At 71.3% G+C, this 21,269-nt stretch carries 14 protein-coding genes; 7 read left to right on the forward strand and 7 right to left on the reverse strand.

Features of this window, described 5'->3' with window-relative positions; all coding sequences use genetic code 11:
• Positions 1-5: 5 nt before the first annotated feature.
• The gene (gene nth / locus GGR16_RS10545) at positions 6-791 is read left to right on the forward strand and encodes an endonuclease III (protein WP_183316861.1); all 786 of its coding nucleotides are present in this window, start codon (positions 6-8) and stop codon (positions 789-791) included.
• Positions 792-812: 21 nt separating this feature from the next.
• Here nth and GGR16_RS10550 read toward each other — a convergent pair whose 3' ends face one another.
• Positions 813-1,616, reverse strand: coding sequence for an undecaprenyl-diphosphate phosphatase (locus GGR16_RS10550; protein WP_019403864.1), 804 nt, complete (start codon positions 1,614-1,616; stop codon positions 813-815).
• A gap of 218 nt (positions 1,617-1,834) precedes the next feature.
• Here GGR16_RS10550 and GGR16_RS10555 point away from each other — a divergent pair, with 218 nt between their 5' ends.
• Genes GGR16_RS10555 through GGR16_RS10565 form a run of 3 tightly spaced genes read left to right on the forward strand, consistent with a single transcriptional unit; the run spans position 1,835 to position 4,555 of the window.
• The gene (locus tag GGR16_RS10555) at positions 1,835-2,530 is read left to right on the forward strand and encodes a glutathione S-transferase family protein (protein ID WP_019403865.1); all 696 of its coding nucleotides are present in this window, start codon (positions 1,835-1,837) and stop codon (positions 2,528-2,530) included.
• A complete protein-coding gene (queG, locus tag GGR16_RS10560; protein ID WP_183316862.1) occupies positions 2,527-3,669 on the forward strand; it encodes a tRNA epoxyqueuosine(34) reductase QueG in 1,143 nt (380 codons plus the stop codon). The genes GGR16_RS10555 and queG overlap by 4 nt, the downstream gene beginning before the upstream one ends.
• Before the next feature lies 1 nt (position 3,670).
• On the forward strand, positions 3,671-4,555 hold the full coding sequence (locus tag GGR16_RS10565; RefSeq protein WP_183316577.1) for an NAD-dependent epimerase/dehydratase family protein: 885 nt from the start codon (positions 3,671-3,673) through the stop codon (positions 4,553-4,555).
• Between the two features lie 6 nt (positions 4,556-4,561).
• Here GGR16_RS10565 and olsB read toward each other — a convergent pair whose 3' ends face one another.
• From olsB to GGR16_RS10580, 3 genes are all read right to left on the reverse strand, one after another.
• The gene (gene olsB, locus GGR16_RS10570; RefSeq protein WP_019403868.1) at positions 4,562-5,548 is read right to left on the reverse strand and encodes a l-ornithine N(alpha)-acyltransferase; all 987 of its coding nucleotides are present in this window, start codon (positions 5,546-5,548) and stop codon (positions 4,562-4,564) included.
• Positions 5,549-5,687: 139 nt separating this feature from the next.
• Positions 5,688-7,796, reverse strand: a complete 2,109-nt coding sequence (locus GGR16_RS10575; RefSeq protein WP_183316578.1) for an ATP-binding protein — start codon at positions 7,794-7,796, stop codon at positions 5,688-5,690.
• Between the two features lie 94 nt (positions 7,797-7,890).
• Entirely contained in the window at positions 7,891-9,429 is a 1,539-nt protein-coding gene (locus GGR16_RS10580) for a YifB family Mg chelatase-like AAA ATPase (protein WP_183316579.1), read from the reverse strand.
• Between the two features lie 210 nt (positions 9,430-9,639).
• Here GGR16_RS10580 and GGR16_RS10585 point away from each other — a divergent pair, with 210 nt between their 5' ends.
• A complete protein-coding gene (locus GGR16_RS10585) occupies positions 9,640-10,452 on the forward strand; it encodes a hypothetical protein (protein WP_183316580.1) in 813 nt (270 codons plus the stop codon).
• Here the strand turns inward: GGR16_RS10585 and mutS are convergent, their stop codons facing one another.
• The gene (mutS, locus tag GGR16_RS10590; protein ID WP_183316581.1) at positions 10,453-13,230 is read right to left on the reverse strand and encodes a DNA mismatch repair protein MutS; all 2,778 of its coding nucleotides are present in this window, start codon (positions 13,228-13,230) and stop codon (positions 10,453-10,455) included.
• Positions 13,231-13,377: 147 nt separating this feature from the next.
• Here mutS and GGR16_RS10595 point away from each other — a divergent pair, with 147 nt between their 5' ends.
• A complete protein-coding gene (locus tag GGR16_RS10595; RefSeq protein WP_019403873.1) occupies positions 13,378-15,660 on the forward strand; it encodes an NADP-dependent malic enzyme in 2,283 nt (760 codons plus the stop codon).
• A 14-nt stretch (positions 15,661-15,674) separates the two neighbouring features.
• On the opposite strand, the gene GGR16_RS10600 is transcribed toward GGR16_RS10595, so the two are convergent.
• Together GGR16_RS10600 and GGR16_RS10605 are read right to left on the reverse strand one after the other, a co-directional pair.
• The gene (locus tag GGR16_RS10600) at positions 15,675-16,643 is read right to left on the reverse strand and encodes a bifunctional helix-turn-helix transcriptional regulator/GNAT family N-acetyltransferase (protein ID WP_053193438.1); all 969 of its coding nucleotides are present in this window, start codon (positions 16,641-16,643) and stop codon (positions 15,675-15,677) included.
• A gap of 113 nt (positions 16,644-16,756) precedes the next feature.
• Entirely contained in the window at positions 16,757-18,619 is a 1,863-nt protein-coding gene (locus GGR16_RS10605; protein ID WP_183316582.1) for a methyl-accepting chemotaxis protein, read from the reverse strand.
• 173 nt (positions 18,620-18,792) lie between these two features.
• On the opposite strand from GGR16_RS10605, the gene hrpB reads away from it, so the two are divergent.
• Positions 18,793-21,264 carry an ATP-dependent helicase HrpB gene (gene hrpB, locus GGR16_RS10610; protein WP_183316583.1) on the forward strand — a complete coding sequence of 824 codons (2,472 nt, stop codon included), beginning with the start codon at positions 18,793-18,795 and terminating at the stop codon, positions 21,262-21,264.
• Positions 21,265-21,269: the final 5 nt, after the last annotated feature.

The following is a 21,269-nucleotide window of genomic DNA, read 5'->3' on the forward strand; positions in this document are numbered from 1 at the left end:
CCGGCATGCGCGTGAAGCACCCTTCTTCCCCCGCCGGCGGCCCGGCGGTCTCCAAACCCCGGCAGGCGAAGGCCGCCGGTGCGTCCAGAAAGGCGCCGGCCAAGACGGCGTCGGCCCGCGCCGGCAAGGGCGGCAAGGGCGGGAAGGGCCCGGCCGTGCCGGATGCGGCGACCGTCGCCGAGATCTTCCGGCGCTTCCACGACGCCAATCCCGAGCCCAAGGGCGAGCTCGAATACGTCAATCCTTACACCTTGCTCGTCGCAGTCGCGCTGTCGGCCCAGGCGACGGACGTCGGCGTCAACAAGGCGACGCGCCCGCTCTTCGCCATTGCCGACACGCCGGAAAAGATGCTCGCCCTCGGCGAGGAGCGGCTGCGCGAGGCCATCAAGACCATCGGCCTCTACCGCAACAAGGCGAAGAACGTCATCGCCCTGTCGCGCCAGCTCATCGAGCGTTTCGGCGGCGAGGTGCCGCGCTCGCGCGAGGAGCTCGAGACCCTGCCGGGTGTCGGCCGCAAGACGGCGAACGTGGTCATGAACATCGCCTTCGGCGCGCCGACCATCGCCGTCGATACGCATCTCTTCCGTGTCGCCAACCGCATCCCGCTCGCCCCGGGCAAGACGCCGCTCGCGGTGGAGCTCGGCCTCGAGAAAATCGTGCCCGAGCCCTACAGGCGCCACGCCCATCATTGGCTCATCCTGCACGGGCGCTACGTCTGCAAGGCGCGCAAGCCGGATTGCGGCCGCTGCCTCATCAACGACCTGTGCCGCTACGAGGCCAAGACGATCTGAGGCGACAAACGATGCGACGGCTCAGCCGTAGACGAGAAGCCCGGCGAGGCCCGCGGCGCCGACGACGATGCGCCACCAGCCGAAGACCGCGAAGCCGTGCCGCGAGACGAAGTTGAGCAGCGAGCGCACCACGAAGAGGCCGGCGACGAAGGCCGAGATGAAGCCGACGACGATGAGCGCGCCGTCGTTGAAGCTGAGATTCTTGTAGTTCTTCAGGAGGTCGTAGGCGAAGGCGCCCGCCATGGTCGGCATGGCGAGGAAGAAGGAGAACTCCGCCGCCGAGCGCTTGTCGGCGCCCATCAGCATGGCGCTGACGATGGTGGCGCCCGAGCGCGACACGCCGGGGATCATGGCCAGGCACTGGCAGATGCCGATCTTGAGATACATCGGCAGCGGGTAGTGCATGGCGTCCCGGTGCTCGACCTTCAGCGTCAGCCCGTCGACGGCGAGCAGCACCACGCCGCCGACGATGAGCGAGATGCAGACGATCGTCGGATCGAACAGCACTTCCTTGATGAAGCCGTGCAGGAGGGCGCCGATGATCGCCGCCGGCAGGAAGCCGATGAGGACGCCGAGGACGAAGCGGCGCATGCCGGGGTCCGTCGGCAGGCCGCGGGCGATGAGGAGGAGCTTGCTGAAATAGACCGAGAGGATGGCGAGGATGGCGCCGAGCTGGATCAGCACCTCGAAGGTCTTGCCGTTCGATTCGAAGCCGATGAAATGGCCGAGCAGCAGCAGGTGGCCCGTCGAGGACACCGGAATGAACTCCGTCAGGCCTTCGACGAGGCCGAGCACGAGTGCTTCGAGGGCGTCCGTGAGAGTCATGCGGCGGTCCTGCGGCAGGTTGTGGGCGGGCTGTGAAGAGTTGCGGGACGGGGCGGGGACGGCCCGTCCCCGGAAAGCGAATCGAGTTGTGTCAGCCCGGCAGCGGTTCTATACGGGGAGCGGCCATCGTGCCAGCCGGTCTGCGGCGCGCGGATATGCCGGCAGGTGACCGCTTCTGCCTTATTGCCGCCTGCCTGTGAGCATAGTCCGCGCGTATCATGGCGACCCTGCATCACTATCCCTTCTGTCCGCACTCCCGTTTCATCCGGCTCATCTTCGGCGAGATCGGCGCCGAACCGTCCGTGGTGGAGGAAAAGCCGTGGGAGCGGCGCACCGAATTCTTGGTGCTCAACCCCGCCGGGCTCGTGCCCGTGCTGGTGGAGGAGCAGGGGCTCGTGGTGCCCGGCGCCTCCGTCATCGCCGAATATCTCGACGAGACGCGGAGCGGCGGGCTCGACGCCATGCGCCGCCTTCTGCCGCAGACGGTCGCCGACCGGGTCGAGGTGCGGCGGCTGATGGAGTGGTTCCACCAGAAGTTCTTCGAGGAGGTGTCGGGCTATCTCGTCACCGAGAAGATCTACAAGCGCTTCATGGGCGCGGACGCCGGCGGCGGGCCGCCGGATATGAGCGCCATCCGTGCGGCGCGCAGCAATGTCCGCTATCATCTGAAATACATCGGCTTCCTTGCCGCGAAGCGGAACTGGCTGGCGGGCGCGCAGCTCACCTATGCCGACCTCGCGGCGGCGGCGCATCTGTCCTGCGCCGACTATCTGGGCGATGTGCCCTGGGACGAGGACGAAACGGCGAAGGCGTGGTACGCACGGGTGAAATCGCGGCCGTCCTTCCGGACGCTGCTGAACGACAGGGTGCCGGGCATGGCGCCGGCCGCCCACTACGCGGATCTCGATTTCTGACGGGCGAGGCGCTCAGGCGCGCCGTTGCCGCACGGGCCGCGGCCGAGGGCTTCGACGTCCTCAAGGTCACGCATCCGGCCGCCGTGCCGCAGCTGCCGGAAAGGCTCGGCGCGTGGCTCGCCGAAGGGCGCCAGGGCAGCATGGCCTGGATGGCCGACAGGGCCGACGAGCGCGCCGACCCGGCGCGGCTCTGGCCGGAGGTGCGCTCCATCATCCTCCTCGGCATGAACTACGGTCCCGCCGAGGATCCGCTGGCCAATCTCGCGCGGCCCGAACGGGCGACCATCTCGGTCTATGCCCGCAACCGCGACTATCACGACATCATCAAGGGCAAGCTCAAGCAGGTGGCCTCGCTCCTCGCTTCCGCGGGCGGGGCGGACGTCAAGGTCTTCGTCGACACCGCGCCGGTGATGGAGAAGCCGCTCGCCGAGGCGGCCGGCCTCGGCTGGCAGGGCAAGCACACCGTGCTCGTCTCGCGCACCTTCGGCAGCTGGCTCTTCCTCGGCGCCATCTTCACGACGGCCGAGCTGCCGGCCGACGCGCCGGAAGAGGACCATTGCGGCTCGTGCCGGCGCTGCCTCGACATCTGCCCGACGGCGGCCTTCCCTGCGCCCTACGTGCTCGATGCGCGGCGCTGCATCTCCTACCTCACCATCGAGCACAAGGGGCCGATCCCGCGCGACCTGCGCCCCCTCATGGGCAACCGCGTCTTCGGCTGCGACGACTGCCTCGCCGTCTGCCCGTGGAACAAGTTCGCGCGGGAAGCGCGGGAGGCGCGCCTCGCCGCCCGGCCGGAGCTGACGGCGCCGTCGCTCGCCGCGCTCGCGCGGCTCGACGATGCCGCCTTCCGCCAGCTCTTCGCCGGCTCGCCGGTGAAGCGCACGGGACGCGAGCGCTTCATCCGCAACGTGCTCGTCGCCATCGGCAATTCCGGCTTGCCGGAACTCGCGGAATCGGCCTTCCCTCTCCTCGACGACCCCTCCGCGCTGGTCCGCGGCACGGCCGTGTGGGCCCTGTCGCGGGTGCTGCCGGCGGAGGATTTCACGGCGCTCGCTGCGATCCGCATGGACGGGGAGGAGGATATGGGCGTGCGCGAGGAATGGCGTTTGGCGCTCGGCGAGAGCGCCGGGGAGGGCTGACGTGAACCTGTTCGTCTTCGGTCTCGGCTACAGCGCCGGCCATTTCGTCGCCCGGTACCGCGAACGCTTCGACCGCGTCTCGGGAACGGTGCGCAGCACCGAGAAGGCGGCCGCGGTCAATGCGGCGCCGGGCGGGGTCGAGGCCTTCGTCTTCGCGGACGGGCACCTGCCGGAGGCTGCGGCCGCGGCACTCGCGGAGGCGGATGCCCTCATCGTCAGCATCGCGCCGGGGCCGGAGGGGGACGTGGTGCTGGCGGCCGCGCGCGAGGCGATCGCGCGGGCGCCGAGGCTCAGGTGGATCGCCTATCTGTCCACCGTCGGGGTCTATGGCGACCACGGCGGCGCCTGGGTGGACGAGAGCGCGCCGCTCAACGCCTCCATGGGGCGCACGCGCCAGCGCGTGCTTGCGGAAGAGGCGTGGCTGGCGCTCGGTCGCGAGACGGGCAAGGCGGTGCAGGTCTTCCGGCTCGCCGGCATCTACGGGCCGGGGCGCAGCCCGCTCGCCAAGCTCCTGCGCGGCGAGGCGCAGCGCATCATCAAGCCCGGCCAGGTGTTCAACCGGATCCATGTGGAGGACATCGCCGCCGCGCTCGCCGCCTCGCTCGCGCGGCCGTCGCCCGGGGCGATCTACAACGTCGCCGATGACGAGCCGGCGCCGCCGCAGGACGTCGTCACCTATGCGGCCGAACTCGCCGGCATCGCGCCGCCGCCGGAGGTGCCCTTCGCGGAGGCCGAGCTGTCGCCGATGGCGCGCAGCTTCTATGCCGACAACCGCCGCGTCTCCAACCGTCGCCTGCGCGAGGAACTCGGCGTGTCGCTCGCCTATCCCACCTATCGCGAGGGGATTGCGGAGCTGGCGCGGGCGGAGCTCGCCGGGCGGGGCTGAACCCCGTCAGGCGGCGTGGCGGTTCGCGGCCGGGCCGAAGTGGCCGATGTAGCGCGGGTTGATCGCCTCGACGGGCAGCACTACCAGCACGTCCGTGGTGCCGAACTGATGGTCGATCACGGCCCCCTCGCCGATGGAGGCGCCAAGGCGCAGGTAACCCTTGACGAGCGGTGGCAGCGCATGCAACGCGGCCTTGGGGTCGACCGCCTCCTTCGGCAGCCGGTCCATGGCGACGCCGCGGCCGGTGAGCGCGTTCGCCCGCCAGTTCTCCGGCGCGCGGGCGAAATGGTGCAGGAAGCTGAGCTGCAGGGCCATCTGGTCGGGATTGGTGCCTTCGAGGCTGGCGCAGCCCAGCATCACGTCGATGCGGTGGTGCAGCACGTAGGTCCAGATGCCGTGCCACAGCAGTTCGACGGTGCGCTTGTTGCGATAGGGCTTCAGCACGCAGGAACGGCCGAGCTCCAGGAAGCGCTTGCCGGGATTGGCGTCGATCAGCGGCTGGATGTCGAACTCGCCGGCCGTGTAGAAGCCCCAGTGCCGGTCGGCCACCTCCTGCCGGAGAAGGCGGTAGGTGCCGACCACCTGCGGCTTGGGGTTGCGGAAGGCCTTCTTCGGCACGTCGTAATCGAGCACGAGCAGGTGGTCGCAGATGGCGTCGTACTCGTCGATGTCGCGCCGCGACAGCATGGACGTCGCGTTCGGCAGCGCCGACATCTCCTCGTAGAAGACGCGGAAACGCAGCCGTTGCGCCTGCTTGATCTCCTTGCGGGTGCGGGCGAGGCGCACCTCGAGCGAGCCGAGGCGCCCGAGGATGGTCGGCAAACCGCCGGCATCGGCCGGGGCCGGCGCGCGGAACGGCAGGAGCGCATTCGCCGTCGCGGCCCCCCAGTTGCTGGGGCGCAGCATGTTCGTAAAGCCGCGCGGCGCGACCCGGATGATGTCGGGTTGCGCGGCCCCTTGCGAGGTCTTCACCTGTGTCGGATCGTAAACCATGAGCCCCAGACCGTCTGCCCCGAAAGCGGCGTCGTCAGCCCGGCGCGCCGGTTTGCCGACGCAGCCATTCCGCCGCATATCTTAACGGAACCATAAGCCTCGGAAAGTTTTGTGACAACGATGAGATGGGGCGACAGGCTCAGGCCCGGGCCGCGCCGGTGGCATCCGCGCCCTCGACAAGTTCTTGAATTTTCTGGCGTTCAAACGGTTTGGCAAGAAAGCCGTCCGCTCCCGCCGCCATGGCCGCGGCGCGGTCCTCGGCGAAGGCGTTAGCCGTCAACATGACGATTCGCGCATGGACCGGGCGGGGATGGGCGGCCTCCGCGGCGCGGATGCGGCGCACCGCTTCGAGCCCGTCCATCTCGGGCATTCGCGCGTCCATCAGGACGAGGTCGAAGGGCTCCTCGTGGCCGGCGAGCACCCGCCGCATCGCAGCGACGGCCTTGACACCGTCGCGCACCCAGAGCGTCTCGGCCCCCGCCCCTTCGAGAAGCTTGAGGGCGAGCAGGGCGTTGATCTCGTTGTCCTCGGCGAGGAGGACGCGTCGCCGGCGCGGCTCTCCCTCGCCCGCCCGGGGCAGTGCCTGGGCCTGCGCCGAATGGGTCTGCTGCGGCGGCAGCGCGGCGGGCTCGTGCGCGATCTGCTGCATCAGGGACAGGGCGCGCACCGGTTTTACCAGATAGCCGTCGAAGCCGGCGGCGGCCGGCGGGCCGAACTCGCGCCGCTCGAAGGGCGAGAGGAGGACGAGGCTGCGCCGCACGCCGGAGCGCCGGGCGAGGGTGGCGAGGCGCCGCGCCGCCTCCTCGCCGAGCGCGCAGTCGGTGAGGACAACGTCGTAGCCGCCCGCCGCCATCGCCGCGCTCGCGGCCTCTTCGCTTTCGCGAATCTCGGCGCCCGCCCCGGCCGCCGCGAGCCGGCGCGCGATGAAGGGTGCCTCGAAGGGCGAATGGGCGATGATGAGCACGCGCTTGCCGGAGAGGTCGACCTGCGTCGGCGGAGGCAGCGCGGGTCGGCTGTCGCCGCCGACGCTCGCGAGGGCGATGGCGAAGCGGAAGGTGGCGCCGCGGCCCTCCTCGCTCTTGACGGTGATGGTGCCGCCCATGCGCTCGACGATATGGCGGCAGATGGCGAGGCCGAGCCCCGTGCCGCCATGGCGGCGGCTCGCGGTGTCGTCGACCTGCTCGAACTCGCGGAAGACCGCATCCTGGCGGCTCTTGGGGATGCCGGGGCCGGTGTCGGCGACGCTGAAGGCGATGTGCCCGTCGGCCTCAACCTCGATGCTGACGCCGACGCCGCCCTGGTCGGTGAACTTCACTGCGTTGCCGGCAAGGTTCATCAGCACCTGGCGCAGGCGGTCGCGGTCGCCCATGACGAGTGCCGGCAGGTCGGGCGCGATGAAGCTCGCGATCTCGATGCCCTTGCCCTGCGCCCGCGGGGCCAGGAGCTCGACGACGTTCTCGACGAGGCTGCGCAGGTCGAACGGCTCCTGCACGAGGGCGATCTTGCCGGCCTCGATCTTGGAGAAGTCGAGGATGTCGTCGATGAGCGACAGGAGCACCTCGCCCGAGGTCTTGACGGCGCGCACATAGGTGGCCTGTTCGGGATCGAGGCGCGTGTCGGCGAGGAGATCGGCCATGCCGAGGATGCCGTTGAGCGGCGTGCGCACCTCGTGGCTGACGGTGGCGAGGAAGCGGGACTTGGCCTCGCTCGCCGCCTCGGCGCGGTGGCGCGCGTCGAGCAGGTCGTGCTCGGCGGCGACGCGGCTCGTCACGTCGCGGCCGACGCGCTGGCGCTCGGCGCCGCTGTCGCCGATGGCGAGGGTCTCGATCCACGAGATCCAGACGATGCCGCTGCGGAAGTCGATGGCCTCGTCGAAGATGCGCGCGCCCGTCGTCGACAGGCGCACGTCGCTGATCTCGCGCACGACCGGCTGCCAGTGGCTGCCGACGAGCTCCTCGCGCGACCGGCCGGCGAGGCGCGCGAAGGCGTCGTTGCAGTAGATGATGCGCCCGTCCTGGGCGCGGCGGACGATGACGTCGCCCTGCGCCTCGACGAGGCTGCGGTAGTGCTCGCGACTTTCGGACAGTTCCCAGACCGAATCGTGCAGTGTCTCGATCTCGGCTTCCAGCCGGTCGATCTGGGCGAGAAGGGTCCTGCGGCGCCGGGCGATGAGCCACACCACGGTCGCGACCACGATCAGCGCGGCGGCGCCAGTCACGAGGTCATGAGAGGTGGTCAGAAGGTCCATCGGGCGGATCAGCTCAGCTTTTCGTTGCTGCGCAAACTCCCATGGAGGCGTTGAGATTGCGTTGGCAGGCGTGCTGAATCGCCCGTTAAGCGGTTCAGGCCGGCACGGCGAGCCGCTCGAGCGCCGTTCGGTAGGACAGGGCCTCGGCGAGATGCAGGCGCCCGACCCGTTCCTCGCCGTCGAGATCGGCGAGGGTGCGCGCCACCTTCAGCACCCGGTGATAGCCGCGGGCGGTGAGGCGCATGGCGTCGGCCGCCTCGCGAATGAGGGCAAGGCCGGCATCGTCCGGCCGCGCCACCTCCTCGAGCACCGGCACGGGGCAGCGGGCATTGGTGGTGACCTCGGCGAGGCCGAGCGCGGAATAGCGGGCGCTCTGCACGGCACGGGCGCGCGCGACACGCCGCGCCACTTCCGCCGAACCCTCGGCCGGCGGCGGCAGGATGAGATCCGCCGCCGTGACGGCCGGCACCTCGATGACGAGGTCGATGCGGTCGATCAGCGGGCCGGACAGCCGCGTCTGGTACTGCGCCATGCAGCGCTCGTTGGGCGAGCGCCGGCAAGCGAAGCCAGGCTCCGTGGCGCGGCCGCAGCGGCAGGGGTTCATGGCGGCGACGAGCTGGAAGCGGGCCGGATAGCTGACGCGGTGGTTGGCGCGCGAGATCAGCACCTCGCCGCTCTCCAGCGGCTGGCGCAGGCTGTCGAGCACCTGGGGCTGGAACTCGGGCAATTCGTCGAGGAAGAGCACGCCATGGTGGGCGAGCGAGACCTCGCCGGGCCGCGCCCTCAGACCGCCGCCGACGAGCGCGGCCATGGAGGCGGAATGGTGCGGTGCGCGAAAGGGCCGGCGATCCGTCAGGGCGCCCTCGGCGAGAAGGCCGGCGACGGACTGGATCATCGAGACTTCGAGCAGCTCGGCCGGGGCGAGCGGCGGCAGGATGGAGGGCAGGCGCTGCGCCAGCATCGACTTGCCGGCGCCGGGCGGGCCGTTCATGAGCAGGTTGTGGCCGCCGGCGGCGGCGATCTCCAGCGCCCGCTTGGCGCTTTCCTGGCCCTTGATGTCCCTCAGGTTCGGCAGGTCGGCGCCGGGGCGCGCCACCGCGGGCTCGGGCCGGGCCATGACCTGCGTGCCCTTGAAATGATTGGCGAGCTGGACGAGGGAGCGCGGGGCGAGGATGTCGAGATCGCCGCTCGCCCAGGCCGCCTCGGGGCCGCAGGCGGCCGGGCAGATGAGGCCGTGCCCGCGCGCATTGGCGGCGATGGCCGCCGGCAGCACGCCGGCGACGGCCGTGACGGACGCATCGAGCGCGAGCTCGCCGAGCACCGTATAGCCGGCAAGGGCATCCGCAGGCACCGCGCCGATGGCGGCCATCACGGCGAGGGCGATGGGCAGGTCGTAGTGCGAGCCCTCCTTGGGCAGGTCGGCCGGGGCGAGGTTGACGGTGATGCGCTTGGCCGGCAAAGCGAGCCCCGCCGCCATCAGGGCCGAGCGCACGCGCTCGCGGCTTTCGGCCACCGCCTTGTCGGGCAGGCCGACGATGGTGAAGGCCACATTGCCCGGCGCGATCTGCACCTGCACGTCGACCGCGCGTGCCTCGATGCCCTCGAACGCGACCGTCGCGACCCTCGCCACCATGCTCTATCCCCCGGCCCGGGCGCACCTTAACGGCGATCGCGGTCCCGCTCAAGAACAGGAAGAGAACAAAAGCCGGCGCCATTGCGGCGGGTATCCGCTTTCAGCGGCGGCAGGGCAGGGTTGCAAAGACGTCGCGGGCTTCGCCCGCCCCAACGCGCTATGCCCTTGTCCGGCGGCTGCTGCGCGCCGTCGGGGATGAAGGTCCGGGACATGGAATTCGATGCCGCGCTCCTGGCGCTGCCGGTCAAGATGGTGCTCGTCGCCGCGATCGTGGTCTCCGGCTCGCTCGCGGCGCAGAAGGCGGGGCCCTTCGTCGGCGGCCTGATCGCGACGCTGCCGATCTCCGCCGGCCCGGCCTATGTCGTGCTCGCCATGGACCACGGCCCGGCCTTCATCGCCGAGAGCGCGGTCGGCAGCGTCAGCATCAACGTCGTCACGGTGATCTTCGCCATGACCTATGCGGTGCTCGCCCGGCGTGGCGCGGGCGGGCTCGGCAGCATCGCCGGGGCGATCGGCGTGTGGCTCCTCGCCGCCCTCGCCATCCGCACGATGACGCCGCCGCTGTGGTTCGGCCTGCTCGTCAATGCCGCGGCCCTTGCCGTGGGGGTGCCGCTGGCACGGCGCTTCTCGCGGGTCGTGATTCCGGCCTCGGATGGTCCCCGTCCGGTCGACCTGATGCTGCGCGCGCTCGCCGTCGCGACGCTCGTGGGCGTTCTCAGCGTCGTCAGCTGGCATATCGGGGCGGTCGCCTCGGGCATTCTCGCCCTCTTCCCCATCGTCATCTCGAGCATTCTCGTCGTCACGCACCGGGCCATCGGCGGGCCGGCGGCCGGTGCCGTCGCGGCGAGCAGCGTCTACGGACTTGCCGGCTTCGCCGCCGCGCTGACGGCGGTGCACCTTGCCGCCGTGCCGCTCGGATCGACCGCTGCGCTGCTGATCGGCCTCGCCATCTGCGTTGCCTGGAACGGCATGCTCTTCACGCTGCGGCTGAGGCGGTTGCGCCGGGTCGCAGCGGCGGCCTGACTAGTGACGGTCGCGTTCGGCCCGCAGCGCCTTAAGGCGATAGAGCGCCTCGAGCGCCTCGCGGGGTGACATCTCGTCCGGATCGACGCCGTCGAGCGCTTCGCCGAGCTCGTCCTTCTGCGCCGCGGCGGCGGCGGGGCGTGCCGGCACGGCGGCGAAGAGCGGCAGGTCGTCGACGAGGGTGGCGACGGGCTTCTCGCGCTCGGTCTTCTCCAGCTCGTCGAGGATGGCGCGGGCGCGCGCGATGACCGGGGGCGGCAGGCCGGCGAGCTTCGCCACCTGGATCCCATAGGAACGGTCGGCCGCGCCGGGGATGACCTCGTGCAGGAAGACGACGTCGCCCTTCCACTCGCTCACCCGGACGGTTGCGTTCTCGACGCGGGCCATGCGCTCGGCGAGCGCGGTGAGCTCGTGATAGTGGGTCGCGAAGAGCGAGCGGCAGCGGTTGATCTCGTGCAGGTGCTCGATCGCCGCCCAGGCGATGGACAGGCCATCGAAGGTCGCCGTGCCGCGGCCGATCTCGTCGAGGATGACGAGCGCGCGCTCGCCCGCCTGGTTGAGGATGGCGGCGGTCTCGATCATCTCGACCATGAAGGTCGAGCGCCCGCGGGCGAGGTCGTCGGCGGCGCCGACGCGCGAGAACAGCTTGTCGACGATGCCGATATGGGCCCGCGCCGCCGGCACGAAGGCGCCCATCTGGGCGAGCACGACGATGAGCGCGTTCTGGCGCAGGAAGGTCGACTTGCCGGCCATGTTGGGGCCGGTGACCAGGGTGATGCGCCCGGCCTTCTCGCCCTCGGGCGGCGAGAGCGCGCAGTCGTTGGCGACGAAGGTCTGGCCCGCGCGCTTGAGCGCCGCCTCGACCACCGGATGGCGCCCGGCGGCGATGGAGAAGGCGAGGCTGTCGTCGACGGTGGGGCGCGTCCAGCCGAGGTCGTCGGCAAGAAGCGCGAGCGCCGCCGTAACATCGACGATGGAGAGCGCCTCGGCAGCACGCTTGATGGCTTCGCCCGCCGCGATGACGGCATCGCCGAGCCGCTCGAAGACGGCAAGCTCGATGCCGAGCGCGCGTTCCGCCGCCGAGGCGATGCGGGCTTCGAGCTCGCCGAGCTCGACCGTGGAGAAGCGCATGGCCCCCGCCATGGTCTGGCGGTGCACGAAAGTGGCGTTGTGCGGCGGCTTGACGAGGTCCTCGCCGACGGCCGGCGGCACCTCGACGAAATAGCCGATGACGTTGTTGTGCTTGACCTTGAGCGTCCGGCAGCCGGTCTCGTTGACATAGCGGGCCTGCAGGGCGGCGATGAAGCGGCGCGAATCGACCTGCAGCACGCGCGCCTCGTCGAGCGTCCCGTCATAGCCCTCGCGCACGAAGCCGCCGTCGCGCTTCAGGAGCGGCAGCTCGTCGGCGAGGGCGGCGGAGAGGTTTTCGGCGAGGCCCGGCGCGACGCCGCGCATCGCTTCGGCGGCGGCCGCCAGTTCCGCGGGCGGGGCGGCGTTGGCGAGGAGGGAGGCGATCGCCTCCGCCGCCACGAGCCCGTCGCGCACGGCGGCGAGGTCGCGCGGGCCGCCGCGGCCGAGCGTCAGGCGCGACAGGGCACGGGCGATGTCTGGCACCGCGGAGAGCGCCTGGCGCAGGCGCTCGCGCAGCGGCCGCTCGCCGAGGAGGAAGGCCACGGCGTCGTGGCGGGCGCGGATCGCGGCGACGCTCGTCAGCGGGCTCGCGAGCCGCTCGGCGAGGAGGCGCCCGCCGCCCGGCGTCACCGTGCGGTCGATGGTCGAAACGAGGCTGCCGCTCCGCTCCCCCGAGAGGGTGCGCATCAGTTCGAGATTGGCGCGCGTCGCCGCATCGATGGAGAGCGTGCCGGAGACATCCTCGCTGCGTGGCGGCGACAGGGGCGGGCGGGCGGCAAGCTGCGTGCGCTCGACATAGGCGAGGGCGGCGGCGGCCGCGGCGATCTCGGCGCGCGAGAAGGCGCCGAAGGCGTCGAGGCTGGCGACGCCGAAGAAATCCTTCAGCCGCCGCTCGGCGGAGGCCGGATCGAGCCCGTCGCGCGCCAGGGGCGTGACGGCGGCGCGCTGCTCGCGCCACAGGTCACGCAGCGTCGGCTCGTCGTAGATCGTGTCCGGCACCACGATCTCGCGCGGGTCGAGCCGCGCGATCTCGGCCGACAGCCCGGCGGCGGCGGTCTCCGTCACGGTGAAGCGGCCGGTGGAGATGTCGATGGCGGCGAGGCCGTAGGCGTAGCTGTCCTCGCCGGTGCGGCGGCGGGCGAGGGCGACGAGGAGGTTGGCCCGCGCCGGGTCGAGCAGGCTGTCCTCGGTGATGGTGCCGGGCGTGACGAGGCGCACGACGCCGCGCTGCACGACGGACTTGCCGCCGCGCTTCCTCGCCTCGGCGGGGTCCTCCGTCTGCTCGCAGACGGCGACGCGGTGGCCGGCGGCGATGAGGCGCTGCAGGTAGTCCTCGGCGCGCTCCACCGGCACGCCGCACATGGGGATGTCCTCGCCGAGGTGCTTGCCGCGCTTCGTCAGGACGATCCCGAGGGTGCGCGAGGCGATCTCGGCATCCTCGAAGAAGAGCTCGTAGAAATCGCCCATGCGGTAGAAGAGGAGGCAGTCCGCATGCGCGGCCTTGATCTCCACATACTGCGCCATCATCGGCGTCATGCGCTGGGGCTCGGCCTCGGAGCGCGCAGCCTCGCGCGTGGCGGCAGGCGCGGCGGCGCTGCCGCCCGTCTGCTCCAGATCATCCGTCGCGGCGCTGACTTCCCGGCTCATGGGCGGGGACGCTAGCAGAGCCGCACGGGTGTTTCATCCACCGTTGCATGGATGTTTTGCAGAAATCGTGGAGAACTTCGCTTGAGGGGCATCGCGCGACTGCCGTAAGGTCTCGCCCCGACAGGAAACGCCCGAGACAAGAAAACGATGGACACTGCCAAGCGCCGCTCCCGCCCGACCTTCACCGACCAGGAAGCCCTGCAATTCCATTCGCAGGGGCGGCCCGGCAAGCTCGAGGTGGTGCCCACCAAGCCCATGGCGACCCAGCGGGACCTCTCGCTCGCCTATTCGCCGGGCGTCGCCGTGCCGGTGAAGGCGATCCACGAGGACCCGAGCGTCGCCTACGACTATACGACCAAGGGCAACCTCGTCGCCGTCATCTCCAACGGCACCGCCATCCTCGGCCTCGGCAACCTCGGGGCGCTCGCCTCCAAGCCGGTGATGGAAGGCAAGTCGGTCCTCTTCAAGCGCTTCGCCGACGTCGATTCGATCGACCTCGAGGTCGACACCGAGGACCCGGACGCCTTCATCAACGCGGTGCGCTATCTCGGACCCTCCTTCGGCGGCATCAACCTCGAGGACATCAAGGCGCCGGACTGCTTCATCATCGAGGAGCGCCTGCGCGAACTGATGGACATCCCGGTCTTCCACGACGACCAGCACGGCACGGCCATCATCGCCGCCGCGGGGCTCATCAACGCGCTGCACCTGACCGGCCGGGACGTGAAATCGACGCGGCTCGTGATCAACGGCGCCGGCTCCGCCGGCATCGCCTGCGCGGAGCTCATCAAGGCCATGGGCTTCGCGCCCAACAACGTCATCCTGTGCGACACCAAGGGCGTCGTCTACAAGGGCCGCCAGGAGGGCATGAACCAGTGGAAGTCGGCCCATGCCGCCGAGACGAAGGCGCGCAGCCTCGCCGACGCGCTCGACGGCGCCGACGTCGTCTTCGGCCTTTCCGCCAAGGGGGCGCTGACGGCGGAGATGATCGCCTCCATGGCGCCGAACCCCATCATCTTCGCCATGGCGAACCCGGACCCAGAGATCCTGCCGGAGGAGGTCGCGGCCATCCGCGACGACGCCATCATGGCGACGGGCCGCTCGGACTATCCCAACCAGGTCAACAACGTCCTCGGCTTTCCCTATATCTTCCGCGGCGCGCTCGACGTGCAGGCGACGACCATCAACATGGAGATGAAGATCGCCGCGGCCCAGGCGCTCGCCGACCTTGCGCGCGAGGACGTGCCGGACGAGGTGGCGGCCGCCTACCAGGGCGCGCGTCCGCGCTTCGGGCGCGACTACATCATTCCCGTGCCGTTCGATCCGCGCCTCATCCACGTGGTGCCTTCCGCCGTCGCCCGGGCGGCGATGGATACGGGCGTGGCGCAGCGGCCGATCGTCGACATGCGCGGCTACAAGGCGCAGCTCTCGGCCCGGCGCGATCCGGTGGCCGGCACGCTCAACCGCATCTTCGAGCGCGTCAGGCGCTTCCCGAAGCGCGTCGTCTTCGCCGAGGGCGAGGAGGAGCAGGTCATCCGCGCCGCCGTCTCCTTCGTCAACCAGGGGCTCGGCACGGCCATCCTCGTCGGGCGCGAGGAGCGCGTCTACGAGACGGCGCGGCTCGCAGGCATCGACCTCGAGGCCAAGGACGGCATCGAGGTGCACAACGCCCGCCTGTCGCACCGCAATGCCACCTATGCGCAGTTCCTCTACGACCGGCTGCAGCGCAAGGGCTATCTCTTCCGCGACTGCCAGCGCCTCATCAACCAGGACCGCAACCACTTCGCGGCCGCCATGGTTGCGCTCGGCGACGCCGACGCGATGGTGACGGGCACGACGCGCAACTATTCGATCGCGCTCGAGGACGTGCGCCGCGTCATCGACGTGAAGCCGGGCCACCGGGTCATCGGCGTCTCCATCGTGCTGGCGCGCGGGCGCACCGTCCTCGTCGCCGACACGGCCATCACGGAGATGCCGGGCGCGAAGGATCTCGCGGAGATCGCGGTGGAGGCCGCGGGCGTCGCCCGCCGCCTCGGCTACGAGCCGCGGGTCGCCATGCTCGCCTTCTCCACCTTCGGCCATCCGACGGGCGAGCGCTCCGAGCGCGTGCAGGAGGCGGTGCGCATCCTCGACGGGCGGCGCTGCGACTTCGAGTACGACGGCGAGATGGCGGCGGATGTCGCGCTCAACCGCGACGTGATGAGCGTCTATCCGTTCTGCCGCCTGTCCGGGCCGGCGAACGTGCTCGTCATGCCGGCGTTCCACTCGGCCTCGATCTCGACGAAGATGCTGCAGGAGCTCGGCGGCTCCACGGTCATCGGCCCGCTCATCGTCGGGCTCGACAAGCCGGTGCAGATCGTGCCGCTCGGCGCCAAGGACACCGACATCGTCAACATGGCGGCGCTCGCGGCCTTCAACGTCGGCGGCTGAGGGGCGCGGCCGGCCTACAGGTCGAGTTCCCAGGTCTCGCCGACGAGGTCCTGCCCGAAGCTCCGGTGCGGCTCGGAGGCGACGAGGCGGAAGCCGGCCTTGGCATAGATGGCGCGGGCCGTGGTCAGGACGTCGTTGGTCCAGAGCGTGATGCGGGCATAGCCCGCCGCGCGGGCGAAGGCGATGCATTCCGCCACGAGCCGCCGGCCGAGGCCGAGGCCGCGCGCCGCCGGCTCGACGAGGAGCAGCCGCAGCTTCGCCACCTCGTCCGACTGGCGCACGAGGCAGATGGAGCCGAGCCTGACGCCGTCGTGCTCGGCGATCCAGATGCGCTCGCGCACGGGATCGAAATTTTCGGCGATCTCGCCGACGACCTTGGCGGCGAGCCCCTCGAAGCTTGCGTCCCAGCCGTATTCCTCGGCGTAGAGCGCGCCGTGGCGGGCGACGATCCAGCCGAGGTCGCCCGGGCGGTGGCGCCTGAGGACAAGGCGCGCTGGGTCGAGGCGGCCGGTTCCCAGGACACCTTCGAGCGCGGCCATGGCTGCAACGAGTTTCTCCTGCGCGTCCTCCGGCAGCGGCGCGACGAGGGCCCCGACCTCGCGGCGGGCCGCGGCATCGAGACGGGCGAAGGTCTTCTGCCCCTCCGGCGTCAGCGACAGGAGGGACTGGCGGCCGTCCTCCGGCGAGGGGCGGCGCGCGAGCAGGCCCTTGTCCTCGAAGCGGCGCAGCAGGCGGCTGAGATAGCCGGCGTCGAGCCCGGTCTCGCGGCGCAGCTCCGTGGCCGTCGTCTCCCCGCAATGGGCGAGTTCGTAGAGCACGCGCGCCTCGCTGAGCACGAAGCCGCTGTCGTGCAGATGCTCGTGCAGGAAGCCGATCTCGCGCGTGTAGAAGCGATTGAAGCGCCGCACTGCCGCGATGCGATCCTCGACTGTGTTGCCCGTGTCGACGCCCGTTTCGTCTTGGCGCAGCGCTGCGGTTGCCATGGGTTCGATCCTCCCGAATGGCGGCAGCATCCCGCTGTTATTTGACTGAGTCAAATAATTTGTCGAGGCGAAGAGCGACAGGGACGTGACGCCAGGGCGGAGCGGAATTGGCGCTAAGCGGAGCGGACCTGGCGCACGAAGGCGTCGACGGCCTCGTTGAGGGCGAGCGCCTGCTCGTCGAGTTCCGTCGCCGCCTGCAGCACCTGCTCGGCGGCGACGCCGGCGCTCTGGGCGTCGAGCCGCACGTCGCCGATATTGCCCGAGACCGCCTGGGTGCTCGTGGCGGCCTGGCGGGCGCTGACGGCGATCTCCTCGGCGGCGCGGGACTGGGCCTTGGCGACGTCGGCGACGATGGAAACGGCCTGGCCGATGTCGGCCACCGTGCCGTCCATGGAGGCGACGGCCCGCACGGCTGCCACGGAAGCGCTGCGGATGGTCTCGATATTGGCGGCGATCTCGGCGGTCGCCTTGCTCGTCTGCACGGCGAGGCTCTTGACCTCTCCCGCCACGACCGCAAAGCCCCGGCCGGCGGCGCCGGCGCGTGCGGCCTCGATGGTGGCGTTGAGGGCGAGGAGGTTGGTCTGGTTGGCGATGTCCTCGATGAACTCGACGATGGTGCCGATCTTCTGCACCGCATCGACGAGGCCGTCGACGTCGGCGCGGGTCATCGCGACGTGTTCGGAGGTCTCGCGTGCCTTGTCCACCGTGACCATGGACTGACGGGTGAGCTCGTCGATGGAGGCGTGGATCTGCTCGGCCGCGCCGGCCACGGTGCGCACGTGGGCGGAGGTCGCCTCCGCGTCGGCGGCGACCTCGGTGGCCTTGCGGCTGGTGCCCTGCGCCGTGGTGGCGAGATTGCCGGCGGCCGCCCGCATGTCGTCGGCGGCGCGCGAGAGCTGGCGCAGCGCCTGCCCCACGCCGTGCTCGAAGCGGTCGGCGAGCTCGCGCAGCGTACGCTGGCGCGAGCGCTCGTTCTCGGCCTTCAGTTCCTCGGCGGTGATGCGGTCGGTCACGTCGATGACGAAGCCGTCCCAGATGATCTCGCCCCTGTTGCCGGTGCGCGGCGTCGCCTGGGTGCGCAGCCAGACGGTGCGGCCGTCATCGGGCCGGATGACGCGGATCTGCACGTTGCACGGCACGCCGTCGCGGGCGGAGAGGTCGAGCGCCTCGCGATAGGACGGGAGATCCTCCGGGTGGACGAGGCGGTGGACGTTGTCCGCGCTCTTCATGATCTCGGCCGCCTCGATGCCGAAGATCTCGATGGCACCCTTGGAGACGAAGGGGAAGGAAATGCGGCCGTCCGGATGCAGCACGCGCTGGAACAGCACGCCCGGCGCATTGTCGACGATGCCCCGCCGCAGCAGCGCGGTCTCGTCGAGGGCAAGGACGGCCGAGCGCCGCTCCCGGTCCCACAGCAGGAGCAGCCCGGCGAACTCGATGCCGAGCCAGTTCACGACGATATGCGGAGCGGCAATGGTCTTGAGGGCATCGGCGGCCGCCTCCCAGGTCGGCAGGGCGGCGAGGCTGAACAGCGGCAGGATGCCGGCCATGGCCCCGAGGACGTGGAGGTCGCGCCGGTCGAGCCCGCGCTGCCTGCGACGCAGGAAGAGGTGGTAGGCCGAGCCGGCCAGGGCGCTGAGGCCGATGCCGATGAGCCCTGCGGCAAGGCCGGTCCCCGCCGCCTCCCACCGCACCGCCATGGCGATGCCGGCGGTGATCACCGCACTGACGATGCCGCCGACCGGGCCGGCCAGCATCACCATCACGTTGCGGGCATCGAAGAACAGGCCCGGCGCCGGCATCACCGGGCGGTGCATGCTGACCAGCGCGACGAAGCCGAAGACGACGCCGACGGCCACCTGCCAGACGAGCGGCCATCGCGCGAGCGACGGCGCGAGGACCGCGAGCAGCACGGCGGAGAGGACGAGAAACGATGCGCTCTCGACGAACGGAAGAAAGTAGTTGAACGAGGGCATTCCAGTCGTCGCTTTGATGGCGGCTGGGCAGCGAGACTACGCCCGGAGCGTAAACAAAGCCCTGCCCCGCCGCTCCCGTCGTTCACGTTCCCGCGTCATCTTCCGTGGCGATCCGCGGCCGGACCGTTCGACTTCGCTTGCGGGGCGCATTCTTCTTCGCCATCAAGGGCGGCATGACGCACCCGCCTTTCACCGAGCCTCTGCCCGTCGATGCCGCGTTGCCGGCCCTGTGCGCCGCGCTCGCGGCCCGCAGCGCCGCCGTCCTCGTGGCGCCGCCCGGCGCCGGCAAGACGACGCGCGTGCCGCTCGTCCTGCGCGACGAGGCCTGGTGCGGGGGGCGCATCATCGTGCTCGAGCCACGGCGTCTCGCGGCGCGCGCGGCGGCCGCCCGCATGGCGGACACGCTGGGCGAATCGGTCGGCGAGACGGTCGGCCTTCGGGTCCGCCTCGAGACGCGCGTTTCGCGCAAGACGCGCATCGAGGTGGTCACCGAAGGCGTGTTCACGCGCATGATCCTCGACGATCCGGCGCTCGAGGGCGTATCGGCGGTCCTGTTCGACGAGTTCCACGAGCGCTCGCTCGATGCCGATCTCGGCCTCGCCCTCGCCATCGAGGCGCAGGAAGGCCTGCGCGAGGACTTAAGGCTCCTCGTCATGTCGGCGACGCTCGACGGCGCGCGGGTCGCGGCGCTTCTCGGGGATGCGCCGGTGATCGAGAGCGAGGGCCGGGCCTTTCCGGTCGAGACGCGCTATCTCGGCCGCACGCCGGGCCGGCGCATCGAGGACGAGGTGGCCGACGCGGTGGTCGCGGCGCTTGGCGCGGAGGCCGGCTCGCTCCTCGTCTTCCTGCCCGGGCAGGGCGAGATCCGCCGCGTGGCGGAGATGCTCGACGCGCGCATCCGGGACCCCCGGGTCGACGTCGCGGCCCTCTACGGCACCCTGGAGCGTGCCGAGCAGGACCGGGCCATCGCCCCCGCGCCGGCCGGACGGCGCAAGGTGGTGCTGGCCACGTCCATCGCCGAGACCTCGCTGACGATCGCCGGTGTCCGGGTCGTCATCGATTCGGGCCTCGCGCGCGTGCCGCGCTACGAGCCCGACATCGGCCTGACGCGGCTTGAGACGGTGCGCGTGTCGCGCGCCTCCGCCGACCAGCGGCGCGGCCGCGCCGGCAGGACGGAGCCGGGCGTCTGCTACCGGCTATGGGAGGAGGCGGGCAACGGCGCGCTCGAGCCTTTCGCGAGGCCCGAGATCCTGACCGCGGATCTTGCGCCGCTGCTGCTCGACTGCGCGGCCTGGGGCCTCAGCGACCCGACGCGGCTGCGCCTCATCGACCCGCCGCCTTCGGCCGCGCTCGCCGAGGCGCGGCGCCTCCTCGTCGAGATCGACGCGCTCGACGGCGGCGGCCGGCTCACGCCGACGGGCCGGCACCTGCACGACCTGCCGCTGCCGCCGCGCCTCGCGCGCATGGTCCTCGCCGCAGGCGCCGCGGCCGGCACGGCGGCGGAGATCGCCGCCGTCCTCGTGGAGCGCGGGCTCGGCGGCAGCGGCACGGATCTCGTCGAGCGGCTGGAGCGTTTCCGGGCCGACCGCTCGCGCCGGGCGTCCGACATGCGCCGCGCGGCGGCGGGCTGGGCGCGGCAGGCCGCTGCTGCGGGGCTGCCGGCGGAGGTGGCGGAGGACGAGCCCGGCGCCCTCGTCGCGCTCGCCTATCCTGACCGCATCGCCCGCGCGCGCGGCAAGGCGGGCGAGTTCCTCCTCGCCAACGGACGCGGCGCCTTCGTCGAACCTGCCGATCGGCTGGCGCGCGAACCCTTCCTTGCCGTCGCCGAGATCGCCGGCGGCGGCGCGTGCGCCCGCATCGTGCTCGCCGCGCCGATCACGCCGACCGGCATCGAGGCCGTCGCCGGCCATCACATCGAGGATGTGGAAGAGGTGGTGTTCGACCGGGCGGCCCGGGCCCTGCGCGCCCGCAAGCTGCGCCGTCTCGGCGCCCTCGTCCTCGCGCAGCAGCCGCTCGCCGTGCCGCCGGACGAGGTCTCCGCCGCGGTACTGGCGCGTGGCGTCGCGGCCGTCGGCATCGATGGCCTGCCCTGGACGAAGGGCCAGCAGCAGCTGCGCGGGCGGGTCGCCTTCCTGCGCCGGGCCGAGGGCGAGCCCTGGCCCGATCTCACGGACGAGGCCCTGGCGCGAAACGTCGAGGACTGGCTCGCCCCCCACATCGTCGGCGTGACCGGCCTTGCCGGGATCGACGCCGGCCATCTCGACGCGGCGCTGCGCAGCCTCGTGCCCTGGGAGCTGATGCGCCGGCTCGATGCCGAGGCGCCGACCCATTTCGAGGCGCCCACGGGCTCGCGCATCCCGGTCGACTACGGCGGGGAGGAGGGACCGTCCATCGCGCTTCGGGTGCAGGAGCTGTTCGGGCTCGACCGGCATCCGACGCTCGCCGGCGGGCGCGTGCCGCTCATCCTCGAGCTCCTGTCGCCGGCCCACCGGCCGATCCAGATCACGCGCGACCTGCCGGGCTTCTGGCGCGGCTCTTGGGCCGGCGTGCGCGCCGATCTGCGCGGCCGCTACCCCAAGCACCCCTGGCCGGAGGATCCGGTCAGCGCCGCGCCGACGACGCGCGCCAAGCCCCGCGGCACCTAGCGACT

Origin of the sequence: Chelatococcus caeni, assembly GCF_014196925.1 — a bacterium.
Taxonomy (GTDB): Bacteria; Pseudomonadota; Alphaproteobacteria; order Rhizobiales; family Beijerinckiaceae; genus Chelatococcus_A; species Chelatococcus_A caeni.